16 protein-coding genes are annotated in these 16,498 nt (G+C 58.9%); 6 read left to right on the plus strand and 10 right to left on the minus strand.

The genetic code is table 11. The annotated features are described in order from the left end of the window. Positions 1 to 24: 24 nt before the first annotated feature. On the minus strand, positions 25 to 1,320 hold the full coding sequence (locus tag ACM6G4_RS16845; protein WP_056725794.1) for a murein hydrolase activator EnvC family protein: 1,296 nt from the start codon (positions 1,318 to 1,320) through the stop codon (positions 25 to 27). Between the two features lie 251 nt (positions 1,321 to 1,571). Then, entirely contained in the window at positions 1,572 to 3,101 is a 1,530-nt protein-coding gene (gene gpmI / locus ACM6G4_RS16850) for a 2,3-bisphosphoglycerate-independent phosphoglycerate mutase (RefSeq protein ID WP_414914155.1), read from the minus strand. Positions 3,102 to 3,255: 154 nt separating this feature from the next. Here gpmI and ACM6G4_RS16855 point away from each other — a divergent pair, with 154 nt between their 5' ends. Genes ACM6G4_RS16855 through secB form a run of 3 tightly spaced genes read left to right on the plus strand, consistent with a single transcriptional unit; the run spans position 3,256 to position 4,467 of the window. Further along, complete coding sequence (locus ACM6G4_RS16855; protein ID WP_008047735.1) at positions 3,256 to 3,669, plus strand: rhodanese-like domain-containing protein; 414 nt, start codon at positions 3,256 to 3,258, stop codon at positions 3,667 to 3,669. A gap of 1 nt (position 3,670) precedes the next feature. Continuing rightward, complete coding sequence (gene grxC, locus ACM6G4_RS16860) at positions 3,671 to 3,925, plus strand: glutaredoxin 3 (protein ID WP_008047737.1); 255 nt, start codon at positions 3,671 to 3,673, stop codon at positions 3,923 to 3,925. Between the two features lie 56 nt (positions 3,926 to 3,981). After that, a complete protein-coding gene (gene secB / locus ACM6G4_RS16865; protein WP_008047739.1) occupies positions 3,982 to 4,467 on the plus strand; it encodes a protein-export chaperone SecB in 486 nt (161 codons plus the stop codon). 161 nt (positions 4,468 to 4,628) lie between these two features. On the opposite strand, the gene trmL is transcribed toward secB, so the two are convergent. After that, on the minus strand, positions 4,629 to 5,084 hold the full coding sequence (gene trmL / locus ACM6G4_RS16870) for a tRNA (uridine(34)/cytosine(34)/5-carboxymethylaminomethyluridine(34)-2'-O)-methyltransferase TrmL (protein ID WP_056725791.1): 456 nt from the start codon (positions 5,082 to 5,084) through the stop codon (positions 4,629 to 4,631). Here trmL and ACM6G4_RS16875 point away from each other — a divergent pair. Further along, positions 5,083 to 5,523 carry a hypothetical protein gene (locus ACM6G4_RS16875; protein ID WP_056725789.1) on the plus strand — a complete coding sequence of 147 codons (441 nt, stop codon included), beginning with the start codon at positions 5,083 to 5,085 and terminating at the stop codon, positions 5,521 to 5,523. The genes trmL and ACM6G4_RS16875 overlap by 2 nt on opposite strands. Before the next feature lie 536 nt (positions 5,524 to 6,059). On the opposite strand, the gene ntrC is transcribed toward ACM6G4_RS16875, so the two are convergent. The 6 genes from ntrC to glnA all read right to left on the minus strand — a co-directional run bounded on the left by ntrC (position 6,060) and on the right by glnA (position 11,972). Continuing rightward, positions 6,060 to 7,496, minus strand: coding sequence for a nitrogen regulation protein NR(I) (ntrC, locus tag ACM6G4_RS16880; protein WP_056725788.1), 1,437 nt, complete (start codon positions 7,494 to 7,496; stop codon positions 6,060 to 6,062). Further along, positions 7,493 to 8,578: a nitrogen regulation protein NR(II) gene (glnL, locus tag ACM6G4_RS16885; protein WP_056725787.1), complete on the minus strand. Its 1,086-nt coding sequence runs from the start codon at positions 8,576 to 8,578 to the stop codon at positions 7,493 to 7,495. Before glnL ends, ntrC begins: the two co-directional genes overlap by 4 nt. Positions 8,579 to 8,806: 228 nt before the next feature. Beyond that, positions 8,807 to 9,427: a DUF4124 domain-containing protein gene (locus ACM6G4_RS16890; protein WP_223541781.1), complete on the minus strand. Its 621-nt coding sequence runs from the start codon at positions 9,425 to 9,427 to the stop codon at positions 8,807 to 8,809. After that, positions 9,424 to 9,939 (minus strand): DUF4124 domain-containing protein, encoded by a 516-nt coding sequence (locus tag ACM6G4_RS16895; RefSeq protein ID WP_056725784.1) that lies wholly within the window; start codon positions 9,937 to 9,939, stop codon positions 9,424 to 9,426. The genes ACM6G4_RS16890 and ACM6G4_RS16895 overlap by 4 nt, the downstream gene beginning before the upstream one ends. Positions 9,940 to 9,964: 25 nt before the next feature. After that, on the minus strand, positions 9,965 to 10,387 hold the full coding sequence (locus ACM6G4_RS16900) for a cupin domain-containing protein (protein WP_414914294.1): 423 nt from the start codon (positions 10,385 to 10,387) through the stop codon (positions 9,965 to 9,967). Positions 10,388 to 10,565: 178 nt separating this feature from the next. After that, positions 10,566 to 11,972, minus strand: coding sequence for a type I glutamate--ammonia ligase (gene glnA, locus ACM6G4_RS16905; RefSeq protein WP_008002929.1), 1,407 nt, complete (start codon positions 11,970 to 11,972; stop codon positions 10,566 to 10,568). A gap of 328 nt (positions 11,973 to 12,300) precedes the next feature. Between glnA and thiI the strand changes: the two genes are divergently transcribed. Further along, complete coding sequence (thiI, locus tag ACM6G4_RS16910; RefSeq protein WP_056725781.1) at positions 12,301 to 13,755, plus strand: tRNA uracil 4-sulfurtransferase ThiI; 1,455 nt, start codon at positions 12,301 to 12,303, stop codon at positions 13,753 to 13,755. Positions 13,756 to 13,894: 139 nt separating this feature from the next. Further along, complete coding sequence (gene typA, locus ACM6G4_RS16915) at positions 13,895 to 15,715, plus strand: translational GTPase TypA (protein WP_007989225.1); 1,821 nt, start codon at positions 13,895 to 13,897, stop codon at positions 15,713 to 15,715. A 159-nt stretch (positions 15,716 to 15,874) separates the two neighbouring features. On the opposite strand, the gene ACM6G4_RS16920 is transcribed toward typA, so the two are convergent. After that, the gene (locus ACM6G4_RS16920; RefSeq protein WP_056725779.1) at positions 15,875 to 16,315 is read right to left on the minus strand and encodes a YkgJ family cysteine cluster protein; all 441 of its coding nucleotides are present in this window, start codon (positions 16,313 to 16,315) and stop codon (positions 15,875 to 15,877) included. Positions 16,316 to 16,498 lie beyond the last annotated feature (183 nt).

The following is a 16,498-nucleotide window of genomic DNA, read 5'->3' on the forward strand; positions in this document are numbered from 1 at the left end:
AAACTCCTGAATTAGGTAACGCACTTATCCTTGCGCGCGGCACCATTGCGCCGGATCACTCGGGTGACCCTGCTGACGAATCGCGAAATACAATGCCGGCGTATCTTGTCCGCCACTGCTACCCACAGTGGAGATGGACTCACCGGCTTTTACCACGTCACCCGCAGACTTGAGCAGCGTCTGGTTGTGACCATAAAGACTCAAAAAGCCGTTGCCGTGGTCGAGGATCACCAGCAACCCGGCGCCTCGCAGCCAGTCGGCAAACACTACGCGACCACCATGCACCGCATGCACGGTGCTGCCGGCAGACGCGCTGATCATCACGCCATCCCACTTGGTCCGGGCATCGTCGCCACGGCTTTCACCGTAGCGCGCCAGCAGTCGACCATCGACAGGCCAGGGAAGTTTGCCGCGGGTTGACGCAAACGGGCCGCCAAAAGTCTCGCCGGAACTGGAAACCAGAGCGCCAGGCGTTGATCTGACCGGTTTGCGTGGGGCGTCGTCGCTGGCATCTGCCTGCGCCTGGGCCTCACGTAAACGCTTTTTTTCGGCTTCCTGCTGGGCAATCAGCGCTTTTTGCCGCGCTTCTTCTGCCTCACGAGCCTGGCGCGCCAGGGTTTCTTCAATGGTTTTAAGGACTTTAGACAGGTCTGCCTGATCCTGCTCGCGTGCCGCCAGTTTCTGATCGCGAGCCTTTACGTCGTCATTGAGTTTGGCCAGGACTTGCTGGCGCTCCTTGCGGACTTTCTCGAGCTCGTCACGCTGGGTGTCGAGGCTGCTTTGCTGCACCAGCAATTGCGCCTGCTGCATGGCGATGTCTTTCTCGACATTGGACAGTTGGCGCAGGGTCTCGTTGAAATTCTTCAACTGCTCCAGGCGAGCCTGGCTCAGGTAGTCGTAATAGGTGAGGGTACGAGCGAATCTTTCCGGATTCTGCTGGTTGAGCAGCAGCTTGAGGTATTCCTGGCGACCGTTCTGGTAGGCCGCCCGGGCCTGGATGGCGATCAATCGCTGTTGTTCAATACGCGCGCTCTGGAGTTTTTTTTTCTCTGCATCGAGGCGCTGCAGCTCGGCTTCGCTTTTCTTCAGCTCTTTTTGCAGGGCATCGACCTGCTTCTCGAGCTTGCCCATTTCGGTTTCGGTACCCTTGAGCTCTTTCTGCACACCGGACTTTTCTTCCTGCAACTTGCCCAGCAGCTTCTTCAGCTCGGCAATGTCCTGACGCGTGGCGTCCAACTGTTGTTGGGTATCTGCGCGCTCGTCAGCAAAGGCCGGTTGGAGCAGGCAAGTCAGAGCTAGGGCTATCAGGACGCGGAGCATAGGGGCGGGCGGCACCAGGGAAAGGGACGGCCTAGTATGCCCGCCATGGGCGGCAAAAAAAATGCCCATTTCTGACTGTGTGATGACTGGAGCAAGCGACAGACTGAATTCCATTTCGAAAACTCCATAAACCACTGTGGGAGCGGGCTTGCTCGCGATGGCGTCCGATCATTCAACATAGATGTTGGCTGTCAGATTGCTATCGCGAGCAAGCTCGCTCCCACAGGTTTTGTGGCGTTTTGGAGATCCGGTCAGACCAGAATCGAAGTCCCGGTCATTTCCGCCGGTTGCTCAAGGCCCAGCAACTTGAGCATGGTCGGCGCCACGTCCGCCAGAACGCCGCCCTCGCGGACCTTCAGGTCGCGCTTGCCGACATAGATGAACGGTACCGGCTCGGTGGTGTGCGCAGTGTGCGCCTGGCCGGTGGTTTCATCGGACATTTGCTCGACGTTGCCATGGTCAGCGGTGATCAAGGCTTCGCCGCCGACTTTTTCCAGGGCATCGACGATGCGACCTACGCACAGGTCCAGGCACTCAACGGCCTTGACCGCCGCTTCGAACACGCCGCTGTGGCCGACCATGTCGCCGTTGGCGTAGTTGACCACGATCACGTCGTAACGCTGGTTTTCGATGGCGTCGACGATGCGGTCGGTGACTTCCGGTGCGCTCATTTCCGGTTGCAAGTCATAGGTGGCGACTTTCGGCGAGGGGATCAGGATGCGTTCTTCGCCCGGGAACGGTTCTTCGCGGCCGCCGGAGAAGAAGAAGGTCACGTGGGCGTATTTTTCGGTTTCAGCGATGCGCAGTTGGGTCTTGCCGTTTTTCGCCAGGTAGTCGCCCAGCACGTTTTCCAGGCTGCCGGCGGCGAAAGCCGAGGGCGCGGGGATGCTGGCGGCATATTGGGTCAGCATGACGAAACCGGACAGTTTCGGCTGGCGGGCACGCTCGAACTCACTGAAGTTGTCTTCGACGAACACGCGGGTCAGCTCGCGGGCACGGTCGGCGCGGAAGTTCATGAACACCACGGCATCGCCGTCTTCGACTTTTACCGGCTCACCGATGGAGGTGGGCTTGACGAATTCGTCGCTCTCGCCACGCTCGTAGGCCGCTTGCAGGCCTTCCTGGGCGGTGGCGGCGTTGAATTCGCCCTGGCCATCGACAATCAGGTTGTAGGCCTGGGACACGCGGTCCCAACGGTTGTCGCGGTCCATGGCGTAGTAGCGGCCGATGATGCTGGCGATCCGGCCCTTGCCCAGGGCCTGGAAGGTCGCGTCCAGCAGCTCGATCGACGACTGCGCGCTTTTCGGCGGGGTGTCGCGGCCGTCGAGGAAGGCGTGCAGGTAGATGTTTTGTGCGCCGCGCTTGAAGGCCAGTTCGGCCATGGCGACCAGGTGATCCTGGTGGCTGTGCACGCCGCCATCGGACAGCAGACCCATGAAATGCACGGCTTTGCCGGCGGCGACGGCTTTGTCCACCGCAGCGCAGATGGTCGGGTTCTCGAAGAACTCGCCGTCACGGATCGATTTGGTCACGCGAGTGAAATCCTGATACACCACGCGGCCGGCGCCCAGGTTCATGTGGCCGACTTCGGAGTTGCCCATCTGGCCATCCGGCAGGCCGACGTCCATGCCGCTGCCCGAGATCAGGCCGTTCGGCACGGTGGCCCACAGACGATCCAGTACAGGCTTCTTCGCCGCGAAAATGGCGTTGGATTCGGGATTGTCGCTGTGACCGAAGCCGTCGAGAATCATCAGGACCAAAGGTTTAGGCGTGGTAGTCATGGAATCCACTCGTGGCTGAGGTAAAAGGGGGGTAATGGAAAAGGGAGTCGCAGTTTAAAGCGAAGTTCCGGCCGCGTCACCGCCGGACGGGGTTTGGCCCACCATAGTGGCTGTGTATACTGGCCGACATTTTAACGCCCTGGAACCTCCTTCGATGGTTGCTAACCTGATTCAATTTGCCACTAACCACTACATTCTCGTCGGTATCTTCGTCGTACTGCTGGCGTTGCTGATTGCCTATCAAATGCAGGGCGGCGGCCGTAGCCTGAGCACTGGCGAACTGACCGGGCTGGTCAACAAGGACGCAGGCGTGGTAATCGACATTCGTCCGACCAAGGATTTCGCCGCCGGTCACATTGTCGGCGCGCTGAACATTCCCCAGGACAAACTGACCGCCCGCGTTGGTGAGCTGGAAAAGCACAAGGCCAAGACCATCATCCTGGTCGACGCCATGGGCCAGACCGCTGGCACCCACGCCCGCGAACTGATGAAATCCGGCTTCACCGCCGCCAAGCTGTCCGGCGGTATCTCCAGCTGGAAAGCCGACAATCTGCCGCTGGTGAAGTGATATGAGCAGCGTCGTCGTCTATTCCAGCGATTACTGCCCTTACTGCTCGCGAGCCAAGTACCTGCTCGAGAACAAAGGCGTGGCCTTCGAAGAGATCAAGGTCGATGGCAAGCCGCAGGTACGCGCTGCGATGGCCCAGAAGGCCGGGCGTACGTCCGTGCCGCAAATCTGGATCGGCAGCACACACGTGGGCGGATGTGATGATCTGTTTGCCCTGGAGCGCGCCGGCAAGCTCGACGCGCTGCTCAGGGCCTGACGGCAATATCCCAAACAAGCAAACCTAAAAGAACCCTGGATCAAGAAGGATCTGCGATGACTGACCAACAGAACACTGCTGCGAACGAAGAAGAAACTGCACCGCAATTCTCCTTGCAGCGCATTTATGTGCGTGACCTGTCCTTCGAAGCTCCGAAAAGCCCGGCGATCTTCCGCCAGCAGTGGGAGCCGAGCGTCGGTCTGGATCTGAACACCCGTCAGAAGACGCTGGAAGCTGACTTTCACGAGGTCGTGCTGACCCTGTCGGTTACCGTGAAAAACGGTGACGAAGTGGCGTTCATCGCTGAAGTGCAACAGGCCGGTATCTTCCTGATCAAGAATCTGGACGACGCTTCGATGAGCCACACCCTGGGTGCGTTCTGCCCGAACATCCTGTTCCCGTACGCTCGCGAAACCCTGGACAGCCTGGTGACCCGCGGTTCGTTCCCGGCACTGATGCTGGCTCCGGTGAACTTCGATGCGCTGTACGCGCAAGAGCTGCAACGCATGCAGGCTGCTGGCGAGACTCCGACCGTTCAGTAAAAGCTTCGTTTGCTCCATGAAAAAAGCGCCTCCGAAGGCGCTTTTTTCATGGAACAAACGAAACCTTCGAGTAGGAGCTGCCGAAGGCTGCGCTCTTTTGATCTTGAAAATCAAAATCAAAAGAGCGCAGCCTTCGGCAGCTCCTACATTGGGTCATGGTGTTACTTGAAGTCGTTCTGACGCCAGGCTTCGTACACGGCCACTGCCACGGTATTGGACAGGTTCAGGCTGCGGCAGCCCTCGCGCATCGGCAGGCGCAGGCGTTGCTCGCTCGGCAGGGCGTCTAGCACCTCGGCGGGCAAGCCCCGGCTTTCCGGGCCGAACAGGAACGCGTCGCCCGGGACGAAGCTGGCATCGTGGAACGGCCGCGAACCCTTGGTAGTGAAGGCGAACAGTCGTGGATGGCCGAGGCTCTCCAGGCAGCTGGCAAGGTCCGCGTGGCGTTGCAGGGTGGCATACTCGTGGTAGTCGAGGCCGGCCCGGCGCAGGCGCTTGTCGTCCATCTCGAAACCCAGCGGTTCGATCAAATGCAGGTGGCAGCCACTGTTGGCGCACAGCCTGATAACGTTGCCGGTATTCGGCGGAATTTCTGGTTGGAAAAGGATGACGTGAAACATGCACGGCTCCGAAGGCAAAGATGACGCGCATTCTACGCCGCCAGAAGGCGTGCGTTCGAAACTATTCCTGCGGGTAATGGGCTCGCTGGCGATTGTCGGGGTGATGGTCGGGATGATGATCGGTCGCCTGACCACGCCGGACCCCAGTCAGTTGCAGCAGGTGGAAGTGACGAACGACGGGCTGGTGGTGTGGTTCAACAATGAGCCCAAGACCCACGGCGAGATGGTTGATGGCAGTGTTGCGCTACTGTTTGGCGCCGAGGGCAAGGCGCAGAAAGGTCAGCTCAAGCTCGGTGGCAAGGACGTGAACTGGCGGGTACGTTTGAGCGATGGGGGGTTGTTGCTGACACTGGTGGCGGCCCGGCCTCTGCAGGGCCAATGGGCCGGTAGCGAGGTCGATGACCGCTGGCGGCTGGAGATCCATCTCCGGGAGCAATAAAAGAGGGAATCCCCGGCCTGCCTGTACCAAGGTTCCCGAAACGGGAGGCTCGTCGCGAGTGCGGTGTGAGCCTGGTGTAAAGAAGGAACCCCTGACCTGCCTGTATCAAGGGCCCCAAAACTGCGGGGCTCGTCGCGGGTGCGGTGTGAGCCCGATGTAAAGAGGGGAATCCCCGGCCTGCCTGTACCAAGGTCCCCGAAACCGGGTGGGTGAACTGATTCACCTGAAAGGGTTGTTGCAGGGGGCGTGCCAGTTTTCACAAAGAGAAACAAAAAATCGCTTTGAAGCGCTGAAAGCCCCGGAATTCGGGGCTTTCGTGTTTTTTCGAAAGGGATTCGGTTGCGAAAGCAGGCGGGGATTCGAAGCTGTTTTTGTGCGCGATTGCGGTTCACGGTGCATTGCGGCGGTGCATGGGGCGTTGTTATCGGCCAAAAAAGATCGCAGCCTTCGGCAGCTCCTACTGGGTCTTGCGTACGACTGTAGGAGCTGCCGGAGGCTGCGATCTTTTCGCTTGCGACTAAACTCGAAAGCCAGATTTAACCCTCATCCCCCTCATCATCATCCCCGCCATCAACCTTCATCCCCAATTCCTTGATCTTGCGGGTCAGGGTGTTGCGTCCCCAGCCCAGCAAGACGGCGGCATCGCGGCGGCGACCGGCGGTGTGCTTGAGGGCGGTCTCGATCATGATCCGCTCGAAGGCTGGTACAGCGCTGTCGAGCAGGCTCGACTGACCACGGGCCAGTGCCTGGTCAGCCCACTGGCGCAGGGCCTGCTCCCAGTTGGTGACCGGTGCCGAGTCCTGCGGCAGGCTCAGCAGTTCCGGCGGCAGGTCGCCGATGTGCACTTCGCGACCCGAAGCCATCACCGTGATCCAGCGGCAGGTGTTCTCCAACTGACGCACGTTGCCGGGCCACGGCAAGTTCTTCAGGTATTCCTCGGTTTCACTTTTCAGCAGCTTAGGCTCGACCGCCAGTTCCTGGGCGGCGCGGCCGAGGAAGTGCTTGGCCAGGGTCGGGATGTCTTCGCGACGATCCGACAGGCGCGGGATATGGATGCGGATCACATTGAGGCGGTGGAACAAGTCCTCTCGGAATTTCCCGGCGTGCACCAGGGTTTCCAGATTCTGGTGAGTCGCAGCGATGATGCGCACATCGACCTTCACCGGCACATGACCACCGACGCGGTAGAACTCGCCATCGGCCAGTACCCGCAGCAAGCGGGTCTGGGTGTCGGCGGGCATGTCACCGATTTCGTCGAGGAACAGCGTACCGCCATCGGCTTGTTCGAAACGCCCGCGACGCAGGTTGGCGGCGCCCGTGAATGCGCCTTTCTCATGGCCGAACAGTTCGGATTCCATCAGGTCCTTGGGGATCGCCGCCATGTTCAGCGCAATGAATGGCGAAGCGGCGCGCGGGCTATGACGGTGCAGCGCGTGGGCCACCAGCTCCTTGCCGGTACCCGATTCACCATTGATCAGCACGGTGATGTTGGAGTGGCTCAAGCGCCCGATGGCGCGAAACACTTCCTGCATCGCCGGCGCTTCGCCGATGATTTCCGGGGTGCGGGTCAGGGTCGGGGGCACTTCCAGGCCCTGTTGTTCCTGAGCGTGCTGGTTGGCGCGCTTGACCAGGGAAACCGCCTCGTCGACATCGAACGGCTTGGGCAGGTACTCGAAGGCGCCGCCCTGATAGGACGCGACAGCGCTGTCCAGATCGGAATGAGCGGTCATGATGATCACTGGCAGCCGTGGGTGCTGTTCGCGAATCCGCGCCAGAAGGTCCAGGCCACTGGCGCCGGGCATGCGGATGTCGGAGATGATCACGTCCGGCTGCTGGCGCGCCAGGCGGCTCATCACGCCATCGGCGCTGTCGAAGCTTTGCGTGGTCATGCCTTCCTGTTGCAAGGCTTTTTCCAGGACCCAACGGATAGAACGGTCGTCATCGACGATCCACACGGTTTCACTACGGCTCATGTCGATGTGGCTCCTTGTTCCAGTGGCAGAAAGATCGAGAAGGTGGTGTGGCCGGGGTGGCTGTCACATTCGATCAGGCCCTGGTGCTGGCTGATGATGTTCTGGGTAATGGCCAGGCCCAGCCCGGTACCGTCCGGACGACCGCTGACCATGGGGAAGAAAATGGTTTCCTGAAGTTCTGCCGGGATGCCCGGACCGTTGTCGATGATCTCGATCTTGGTCACCAGGCGATGGCGTACGTGGCCGATGGTGAACTGGCGCATCGCTCGGGTGCGCAGGCTGATGCGACCCAGGCGCAGTTCGTTCTGGCTGCTGATGGCCTGCATGGCGTTGCGCACGATGTTCAGCACGGCCTGAATCATTTGCTCGCGGTCGATCAGGACGTCGGGAATGCTTGGATCGTAGTCGCGCACCAAGGTGATGCAGCCCTGGCTTTCGGCCTCCACCAGATGGCAGACACGCTCAAGCACTTCGTGGATGTTGCACATGGCCAGCGACGGCAGCTTGTTGGAGCCGAGCATGCGGTCCACCAGGTTACGCAGGCGGTCGGCTTCTTCGATGATGACGTTGGTGTAGTCGCGCAGGCTTTCTTCCGGCAGTTCCCGGGCCAGCAATTGTGCCGCGCCGCGTATCCCGCCCAGGGGGTTCTTGATTTCATGGGCAAGGCCGCGCACCAGCATCTTGCTGGTTTCCTGTTTCGACAGCTGTGCTTCTTCCTTGGTGATCCGCAACAGGCGGTCGCGAGGGTGGACTTCGAGCAGCAGCATGGTGTCGCCGTTGCTCAGGATCGGCGTTACCGCGTAGTCGACGGTCAGGGTCTGGCCGGTGAGGGCGGTGAGCATCGCTTCGCGCTTGGTGAACGGGTGCGCTTGCTCGACGGCCTGGCGCAACGAGTTCAGCGCCTCGGTCGATTCGGTAAACAACTCACTGATGAACTGCCCATGGCTGCGCTGACCGCTGATGGCCAGCAGCATCTCCGCCGCCGGGTTCATGTACTCGAGGCGCAGTTCGGCGTCGAGCAGGATGGTGGCAGTGGTGAGGTTGTCGAGTAGCAAACGGTGGAGCGCGTCGCTAATGGTCATCGGGACCTCTTTTAGGGCAGAGCATGCGCAAAAAAAACGCTGGTACGGGCAAAATGCAAAAACCAAACCAAGGCTCCGAAAAGAAGCGCTCAAGGCCTGAAACAGGCGTTTGACGCTCGTTTGCGTGGCGTTCTGCCAGCTTTCGCGGGTACTTTCGAACCAAAATGGGTTGGAATGTGAGTGCGGTGCAAGCTATTGCACCAATATAGTGCGCAAACCTGAATGAGGTTAGAAAAGTCTCAGGAAAGGATTTTTTTCTTCGCCAGGTTTGTCGCTGAGCGGGCATTCCGGCCGCTGGCCGTAGTCTTCGAGGACACAGGGTTTGATCCTGCGCTTCTGGGCGAGAGACGTGCGCTGCATGTGGAAAGGCTGGCTGGCGGTGCGTTCGACGATGCGTCCCTGTTCGTCGAGGATTTCCACGGACAGGGTATGGCTGCCGCGATCGATGTTGCTCAAGGCGAACACCGGGCTCAGGCCGGGGTCGGCGGTGGGCTGGCCGTCGAGCAGCAACCGGTAACGGTGGCCGGGTTGCAGGGCGGGTTCGTTGGTGGCGCTGATGATGACTTCGCCGGTGTTGCTACGGATGGTTGCGTCGGGTTCCGGGATCAGGATGCGCAGCACCTCATAGTGGAACAGCGCTTGTACTTCGGGGCTGCTCTGGGCAAGCGATGGCGCTGCACTGGTGGGAGTGGCCGCTATTCGATTGCTCGTTATCAGTGGTACGCGCCTGGCGTCGCCGGGTTTGGGCTGGTCGGTGAAAACCCGATTGCCCTGAGCATCGAGATACATGAAGACCTCTGCCGAGGCGGGCAGGGCGATCAGGCAGGCGATCAGTAACCAGGCCTTCAAGGCTTGTGCACCCGCTGTACGGTGAATGTCACCGCCGGGCTCTGCTGCACAACATTTTCGCCATCGATCACTTGTACGGCGAGACGGTGTTCGCCGCGATCGATGTTCACCAGTTGCAGGGTCGGTACATTGCCTGGCTCGCCGTAGGGTTGACCGTCCAGCAGCAGGCGCAACAGGTGAGGGCGTTGCAGGTGCGGTTTGATCAGTACGTTTATCGTGAAGGTGCCATTGTTGGCGCGTAACGCTTCTGTGGTGGGCAGGCCGGTGAGTTCCAGTTTTTCGTAGGCGCCGTGGATTGGCTCGGGGATATTGCCTGCCTGAGGTTGCGCAAGATCGCCGGGTGGTTGGCGTTCGATGCTGTTGAGTGGTGGCAGATCCACCGCCCGGGCTTCAACGCCATCGGGCGGTTGATTGCTGTAGGCGGTATTACCGGCAGCATCGGTGTATCTGTAGATTTGGGCCATCACAGGAAAAATGAAGGACAGCAGTAGAAGGAGTAAAAGTGGCCGCATTCGGACTTCCTGTGTGAAGCAAGGACTACTCCGCCAATGGAATGCCTTCGCTGCCAGCATAGAACACAACAAGTTCTACCGGTTCATCGCCGGTGACGCCGCGATGGGTGATGTTGACCATTTCAGCCAGCGCTTCGCCTGGTTTGATACGCCGGGTCTGGCCGCTGTTCCTGTCTTCGACTATCAGCTCGCCAGAGAGGATGTAAGCCGCGTTGGGAATCGGATGAGTGTGCCAGGGGAGTTTGCTATTGGCAGGGATCGTGAGTTTGAGCACGGTCAGTTCGGGCGCGGCATCCGGGTAGCGAATGTAAGGTGTGTTATCCCACGACTTGCTGCTTTGCAGCAGGATTTCCCGTTTGATTTCTGTCGACTGGGGGATTGTGTTGCAGCCCAGGAGGGCGAAGGTGGTGAGAGCGGCCAGTAGCGTCTTGAGTGGGAAGGTTTTCATCATTCCATCCGTTGATTGCAGGTAGTGAGCAGGCTACGAGTCATTCAAGTTGGTTGATGCCGGACGATGCCGTGTGTGCCCGAGGAGATGTCGGGTTTCATTGTCGGAAGTTGCCCACAAAAAAGGCCTCCCGAAGGAGGCCTCTTTTTGTCACGCCGCGTGTTGCGACGCTACCGGATCAGCAGCTGTAGTACAGCTCGTATTCCAGTGGGTGTACGAAGGTACGTACCTTGATTTCTTCTTCGCTTTTCAGGGCGATGTAAGCGTCGATGAAGTCGTCGCTGAAAACGCCGCCTTTGGTCAGGAACGCACGACCTTTGTCCAGCTCTTCCAGGGCTTCTTTCAGGCTGCCGCAAACTTGTGGGATCTCTTTGGCCTCTTCAGGCGGCAGGTCATACAGGTTTTTATCAGCAGCGTCGCCAGGGTGGATCTTGTTCTGGATGCCGTCCAGGCCAGCCATCAGCAGTGCGGCGAAGCACAGGTACGGGTTGGCAGCCGGATCCGGGAAGCGTGCTTCGATACGGCGGGCTTTCGGGCTCGACACGTAAGGAATACGGATCGAAGCGGAGCGGTTGCGAGCCGAGTAGGCCAGCATCACTGGAGCTTCGAAGCCTGGAACCAGACGCTTGTAGGAGTTGGTTGCCGGGTTGGTGAAGCCGTTCAGGGCCTTACCGTGCTTGATGATGCCGCCGATGAAGTACAGGGCGGTGTCGGACAGGCCGGCATAACCTTCGCCTGCGAAGGTGTTCTTGCCATCTTTCCAGATGGACATGTGTACGTGCATACCCGAGCCGTTGTCGCCGTACAGAGGCTTAGGCATGAAGGTCGCGGTACGGCCGTAGGCATCGGCAACGTTGTGCACGACGTACTTCAGGGTTTGGGTTTCGTCGGCTTTCTTCACCAGGGTGTTGAACTTGACGCCGATTTCGTTCTGGCCGGCAGTCGCCACTTCGTGGTGGTGAACTTCGACGGTCAGGCCCATTTCTTCCAGTGCGTTGCACATGGAGGTACGGATTTCGTGGTCATGGTCGAACGGCGGAACCGGGAAGTAGCCGCCTTTGACGCCTGGACGGTGGCCTTTGTTGCCGCCTTCGATGTCCTGGTCGGACATCCACGAACCTTGTTCGGAGTAGATCTTGAACATGGAGCCGGAAATGTCGGACTTGAACTTCACCTGGTCGAAGATGAAGAACTCTGGCTCTGGACCTGCGTATACGGTGTCACCGATAGCGGTGGCTTTCAGGTGCTCTTCGGCGCGCTTGGCGATCGCACGTGGGTCGCGGTCGTAGCCTTGCATGCTCGAAGGTTCGATGATGTCGCAGACCAGGATCAGGGTCGGTTCTTCGGTGAACGGATCCAGGACGGCGGTGGAGTCGTCCGGCATCAGGATCATGTCGGAGGCTTCGATGCCTTTCCAGCCAGCGATGGAGGAACCGTCGAACATTTTGCCGACTTCGAAGAAGTCGTCATCCAGCGCATCGCGAGCCGGCATGGTCACGTGGTGCTGAGTGCCTTTGGTGTCCGTGAAGCGCAGATCAATCCACTTGACGTCATGATCTTTGATGAGTTGAACCGACTTCGACATAGTGTCCTCCGGGTGGCTTCGGGCTAGTAGTGGATGCCCTTAAATGTGGGTGATGCCGGCGCGAATACTCTGCCAAGGCAACCTGCCTCACAAGGGAGCAAATTGCATGCCAGTGCCCCAGCATGGGTTTTTTGCCCCAAAAACACGCTTGCGGGGGCATATTGCGCTTTAAAGCAGAAAATCTCGCCCTGTAATGTGGCGCCGCCTCCTGCAAATGACCTGTTTTGGTGCGCGCGAAACCTTCTGCACATTAACTGGTTAAACCTTGAGCAATTTCCGCTATAATCCGCGCCCCCCTTTTTCGGCAGGCCATGCGCGCGCTGTTTCCATGAAATTAATCGTAAAAGTCTTCCCCGAGATCACCATCAAGAGCCGCCCGGTACGGATGCGTTTCATCCGTCAATTGGCCAAGAACATCCGTGCCGTGCTCCGCGATCTGGACCCGGCCGTGGTGGTGAACGGCGTGTGGGACAACCTCGAGCTGGAAACCCGTGTCAGCGACCCAAAGGCCTTGAAGGAGATGGGCGAACGCCTGAGCTGCATGCCGGGCATCGCGCATTTCCTGCAAATCGATGAGTACCCGCTGGGCGATTTCGACGACATCGTTGAAAAGTGCAAGCAGCACTACGGTGATGCACTGGCCGGCAAGATCTTCTCGGTACGTTGCAAGCGCGCCGGCAAGCACCCGTTCAGCTCGATCGATATCGAAAAATATGTCGGCAGCCAGTTGCGCCGTCAGTGTGGTGCCGCCGGGATCGACCTGAAAAAGCCGGAAATCGAAGTCCGGATCGAAGTTCGCGACCAACGGTTGTTCGTGATCCACAGCCAGCACAACGGCATCGGCGGATATCCGCTGGGCGCGCTGGAGCAGACCCTGGTGCTGATGTCCGGTGGCTTCGACTCCACCGTGGCGGCCTACCAGATCATGCGCCGCGGCCTGATGGCGCATTTCTGCTTCTTCAATCTGGGCGGACGTGCCCACGAACTGGGCGTCATGGAAGTCGCGCATTTCATCTGGAAGAAGTACGGCAGCTCCCAACGCGTGCTATTTGTCAGTGTGCCGTTCGAAGAAGTGCTGGGCGAAATTCTCGGCAAAGTCGATAACAGTCATATGGGCGTAGTATTGAAGCGTATGATGTTGCGCGCTTCGTCCCAAATTGCCGATCGACTGCACATCGACGCACTGGTCACCGGTGAGGCGATCTCCCAGGTGTCGAGCCAGACGTTGCCGAACCTGTCAGTGATCGACTGCGTGACCGACAAACTGGTCCTGCGCCCACTGATCGTCGCGCACAAGCAGGACATTATCGACACGGCCAACGAAATCGGCACCGCCGATTTCGCCCGGCACATGCCGGAATACTGCGGCGTCATCTCGGTCAATCCGAAGACCGCGGCCAAGCGCCATCGCGTCGAGCATGAAGAGAAAGAATTCGATATGGCGGTACTCGAGCGTGCGCTCGAAAACGCCAAGCTGGTGCCGATCGATCGCGTGATCGATGAACTGGGCCAGGATTTGCAGATTGAAGAAGTCAGCGAAGCGCTGGCCGGTCAGATCGTCATCGACATCCGTCACCCGGATGCCGCTGAAGACGACCCGCTGGACCTCGCTGGCATCGAGGTACAAACGATGCCGTTTTATGCAGTTAACGCTCGTTTCAAGGAACTGGACCCTACTCGCCAGTACCTGCTGTATTGCGACAAAGGCGTGATGAGTCGCCTGCATGCCCACCATTTGCTCAGTGAGGGGCATGCCAATGTGCGCGTTTATCGACCGAGCTAAGTGCCCGGGGCTGTTTGCCTGTGGCCTGCGTCACCGGCCCCCCGATGCCACCGTCAAGCTGTAACGGCTTTCACGGACGCTACTGTTAATCGCTGCCAAGACTTGTCAGCACACCGAATCCTCTGATCGAGATACACAAGTGATCGAAAATCTACGCAACATCGCCATCATTGCCCACGTTGACCATGGTAAGACCACCCTGGTAGACAAACTCCTGCGTCAATCCGGCACCCTGGAGCGCAACGAGCTCAACGACGAGCGCGTGATGGACTCCAACGACCAGGAAAAAGAGCGCGGTATTACCATTCTGGCGAAAAACACCGCCATCAACTGGAACGGCTACCACATCAACATCGTGGACACCCCGGGCCACGCCGACTTCGGCGGCGAAGTTGAGCGCGTAATGTCGATGGTCGACTCCGTTCTGCTACTGGTTGACGCTCAAGACGGCCCTATGCCGCAAACCCGTTTCGTGACCAAGAAGGCTTTCGAAGCCGGCCTGCGTCCGATCGTGTGCATCAACAAGGTTGACCGTCCAGGCGCGCGTCCGGACTGGGTTCTGGACCAGATCTTCGACCTGTTCGACAACCTGGGTGCCACCGAAGAACAGCTGGACTTCAAAGTCGTCTACGCCTCGGCCCTGAACGGTATTGCCGGTCTGGACCACACCGAAATGGCTGAAGACATGACCCCGCTGTACCAGTCGATCGTCGACAACGTACCGGCGCCGGCTGTTGACCGTGAAGGTCCGTTCCAGATGCAGATCTCCGCACTGGACTACAACAGCTTCCTGGGTGTTATCGGTGTTGGCCGTATCGCTCGTGGTCGCGTCAAGCCGAACACCCCGGTTGTCGCTATCGGCGCCGACGGCAAGAAGCGTAACGGTCGTATCCTGAAGCTGATGGGTCACCACGGTCTGCACCGTGTGGACGTTGAAGAAGCTGCTGCAGGCGACATCGTATGCATCAGCGGTATGGACTCGCTGTTCATCTCCGACACCCTGTGCCACCCGGACACCGTTGAAGCGATGAAGCCGTTGACCGTCGACGAGCCAACCGTTTCCATGACCTTCCAGGTAAACGATTCGCCATTCTGCGGTAAAGAAGGCAAGTTCGTGACTTCCCGTAACATCAAGGAACGTCTGGACAAAGAGCTGCTGTACAACGTTGCACTGCGCGTTGAAGAAGGCGACTCGGCTGACAAGTTCAAGGTTTCCGGCCGTGGCGAACTGCACCTCTCGGTACTGATCGAAACCATGCGTCGCGAAGGCTTCGAAATGGCTGTAGGCCGTCCGGAAGTGATTATCCGTCTGGTTGACGGCGTGAAGCACGAACCGTTCGAAAACGTCACCATCGACCTGCCGGAAGAATCCCAGGGCAAGGTGATGGAAGAGATGGGCCTGCGTAAGGGCGACCTGACCAACATGGTGCCGGATGGCAAGGGCCGTGTACGTCTGGAATACAACATCCCTGCTCGTGGTCTGATCGGTTTCCGTAACCAGTTCCTGACCCTGACCAACGGTGCTGGCATCCTGACCTCGATCTTCGACCGTTACGACGTGATGAAGTCCGGCGACATGTCCGGCCGTCAGAACGGCGTTCTGGTTTCGGTTGAAACCGGCAAGGCACTGACCTACTCCCTGGAAACCCTGCAGGCGCGTGGCAAGCTGTTCGTAGAACACGGTCAGGAAATCTACAACGGTCAGATCGTTGGTCTGAACAGCCGTGACAACGACCTGGGCGTCAACCCTACCAAGGGCAAGAAGCTCGACAACATGCGTGCTTCGGGTAAAGACGAAACCATCGCCCTGGTTCCACCTGTTCGCTTCACCCTGGAACAGGCTCTGGAATTCATCCAGGACGACGAGCTGTGTGAAGTGACTCCTAAGTCCATCCGTCTTCGCAAGAAGATCCTGGACGAAAGCGAGCGTACCCGCGCTGCCAAGAAAGCCAAGGCATAAGATTTAGCCCGGCTTAACGAAAACGCCCCCGGTCGAAAGGCCGGGGGCGTTTTTGTTTGTCTGAAGCCATAAAAAAGATCGCAGCCTTCGGCAGCTCCTACAAAAGCACAGTCGTGCGCATTTCTGTAGGAGCTGCCGAAGGCTGCGATCTTTTCAGGCTTAAAACTTTTCCAAAGTCCGGCGGCTGCTGCTCTCGCGCTCCACTTCCTTGGGCTTGTACGCGCAATACCCCGGCCGCGGGCCGATTTTCGGGTGATTGCGGCAAGTATCCGGGCGCTTTTCATAAATAGTGCACAGACGGCTCTTACGATCCAGGTAGTAGCAATCGTTGTTGCTCATGCGCTGGAGGGTGAAGATTCCTGACTTCTGGTTGAAACGCTCGACCAAACCTTCCTTTTGCAGGCGTTTGGCGATGTTCTTCGGCGGGTCACCCAGCTCGAATTCATCGACTACGCCGATACGGACCAGATCCTTGATCTTGACCTCGACCGGCAGGGTGCAGCAGCTGGACATGCACGAGCCGCACATCGGGGCGGAGTACTTGGCCCAGGTATCGAGTCGGTCGATCTCCGCGGCGGCGATCAGGTTCGGCTTCATCATCGGTTGTTACCAGCGTGTGCATCAGGGCGCGCGATCATACCGGGACTGGTGGATTTTTGAACAACCTTTCGCCAGTTTTTTTCACGGACGGCGCAAACAACCGGAAAATAGGCACGAGCCCTGCATTGATTCAGGCACAAGACAACGCAATGTCGATCCAGCTCGCATTCAAAGCAAAAACTG

It is taken from the genome of Pseudomonas sp. IT-P258 (assembly GCF_949767825.1).
Lineage (GTDB): Bacteria > Pseudomonadota > Gammaproteobacteria > Pseudomonadales > Pseudomonadaceae > Aquipseudomonas > Aquipseudomonas monachiensis.

Excerpts from the sequence above, each read along its gene's own strand:
- ACM6G4_RS16920 (WP_056725779.1), bottom strand. The coding sequence starts at position 16,315 with ATGATGAAGCCGAACCTGATCGCCGCCGCGGAGATCGACCGACTCGAT.
- ACM6G4_RS16855 (WP_008047735.1), top strand. The coding sequence starts at position 3,256 with ATGGTTGCTAACCTGATTCAATTTGCCACTAACCACTACATTCTCGTC.
- ACM6G4_RS16875 (WP_056725789.1), top strand. The coding sequence starts at position 5,083 with ATGCACGGCTCCGAAGGCAAAGATGACGCGCATTCTACGCCGCCAGAA.
- grxC (WP_008047737.1), top strand. The coding sequence starts at position 3,671 with ATGAGCAGCGTCGTCGTCTATTCCAGCGATTACTGCCCTTACTGCTCG.
- gpmI (WP_414914155.1), bottom strand. The coding sequence starts at position 3,101 with ATGACTACCACGCCTAAACCTTTGGTCCTGATGATTCTCGACGGCTTC.
- glnA (WP_008002929.1), bottom strand. The coding sequence starts at position 11,972 with ATGTCGAAGTCGGTTCAACTCATCAAAGATCATGACGTCAAGTGGATT.
- secB (WP_008047739.1), top strand. The coding sequence starts at position 3,982 with ATGACTGACCAACAGAACACTGCTGCGAACGAAGAAGAAACTGCACCG.
- ntrC (WP_056725788.1), bottom strand. The coding sequence starts at position 7,496 with ATGAGCCGTAGTGAAACCGTGTGGATCGTCGATGACGACCGTTCTATC.
- trmL (WP_056725791.1), bottom strand. The coding sequence starts at position 5,084 with ATGTTTCACGTCATCCTTTTCCAACCAGAAATTCCGCCGAATACCGGC.
- glnL (WP_056725787.1), bottom strand. The coding sequence starts at position 8,578 with ATGACCATTAGCGACGCGCTCCACCGTTTGCTACTCGACAACCTCACC.
- ACM6G4_RS16895 (WP_056725784.1), bottom strand. The coding sequence starts at position 9,939 with ATGCGGCCACTTTTACTCCTTCTACTGCTGTCCTTCATTTTTCCTGTG.
- thiI (WP_056725781.1), top strand. The coding sequence starts at position 12,301 with ATGAAATTAATCGTAAAAGTCTTCCCCGAGATCACCATCAAGAGCCGC.
- ACM6G4_RS16845 (WP_056725794.1), bottom strand. The coding sequence starts at position 1,320 with ATGCTCCGCGTCCTGATAGCCCTAGCTCTGACTTGCCTGCTCCAACCG.
- ACM6G4_RS16900 (WP_414914294.1), bottom strand. The coding sequence starts at position 10,387 with ATGAAAACCTTCCCACTCAAGACGCTACTGGCCGCTCTCACCACCTTC.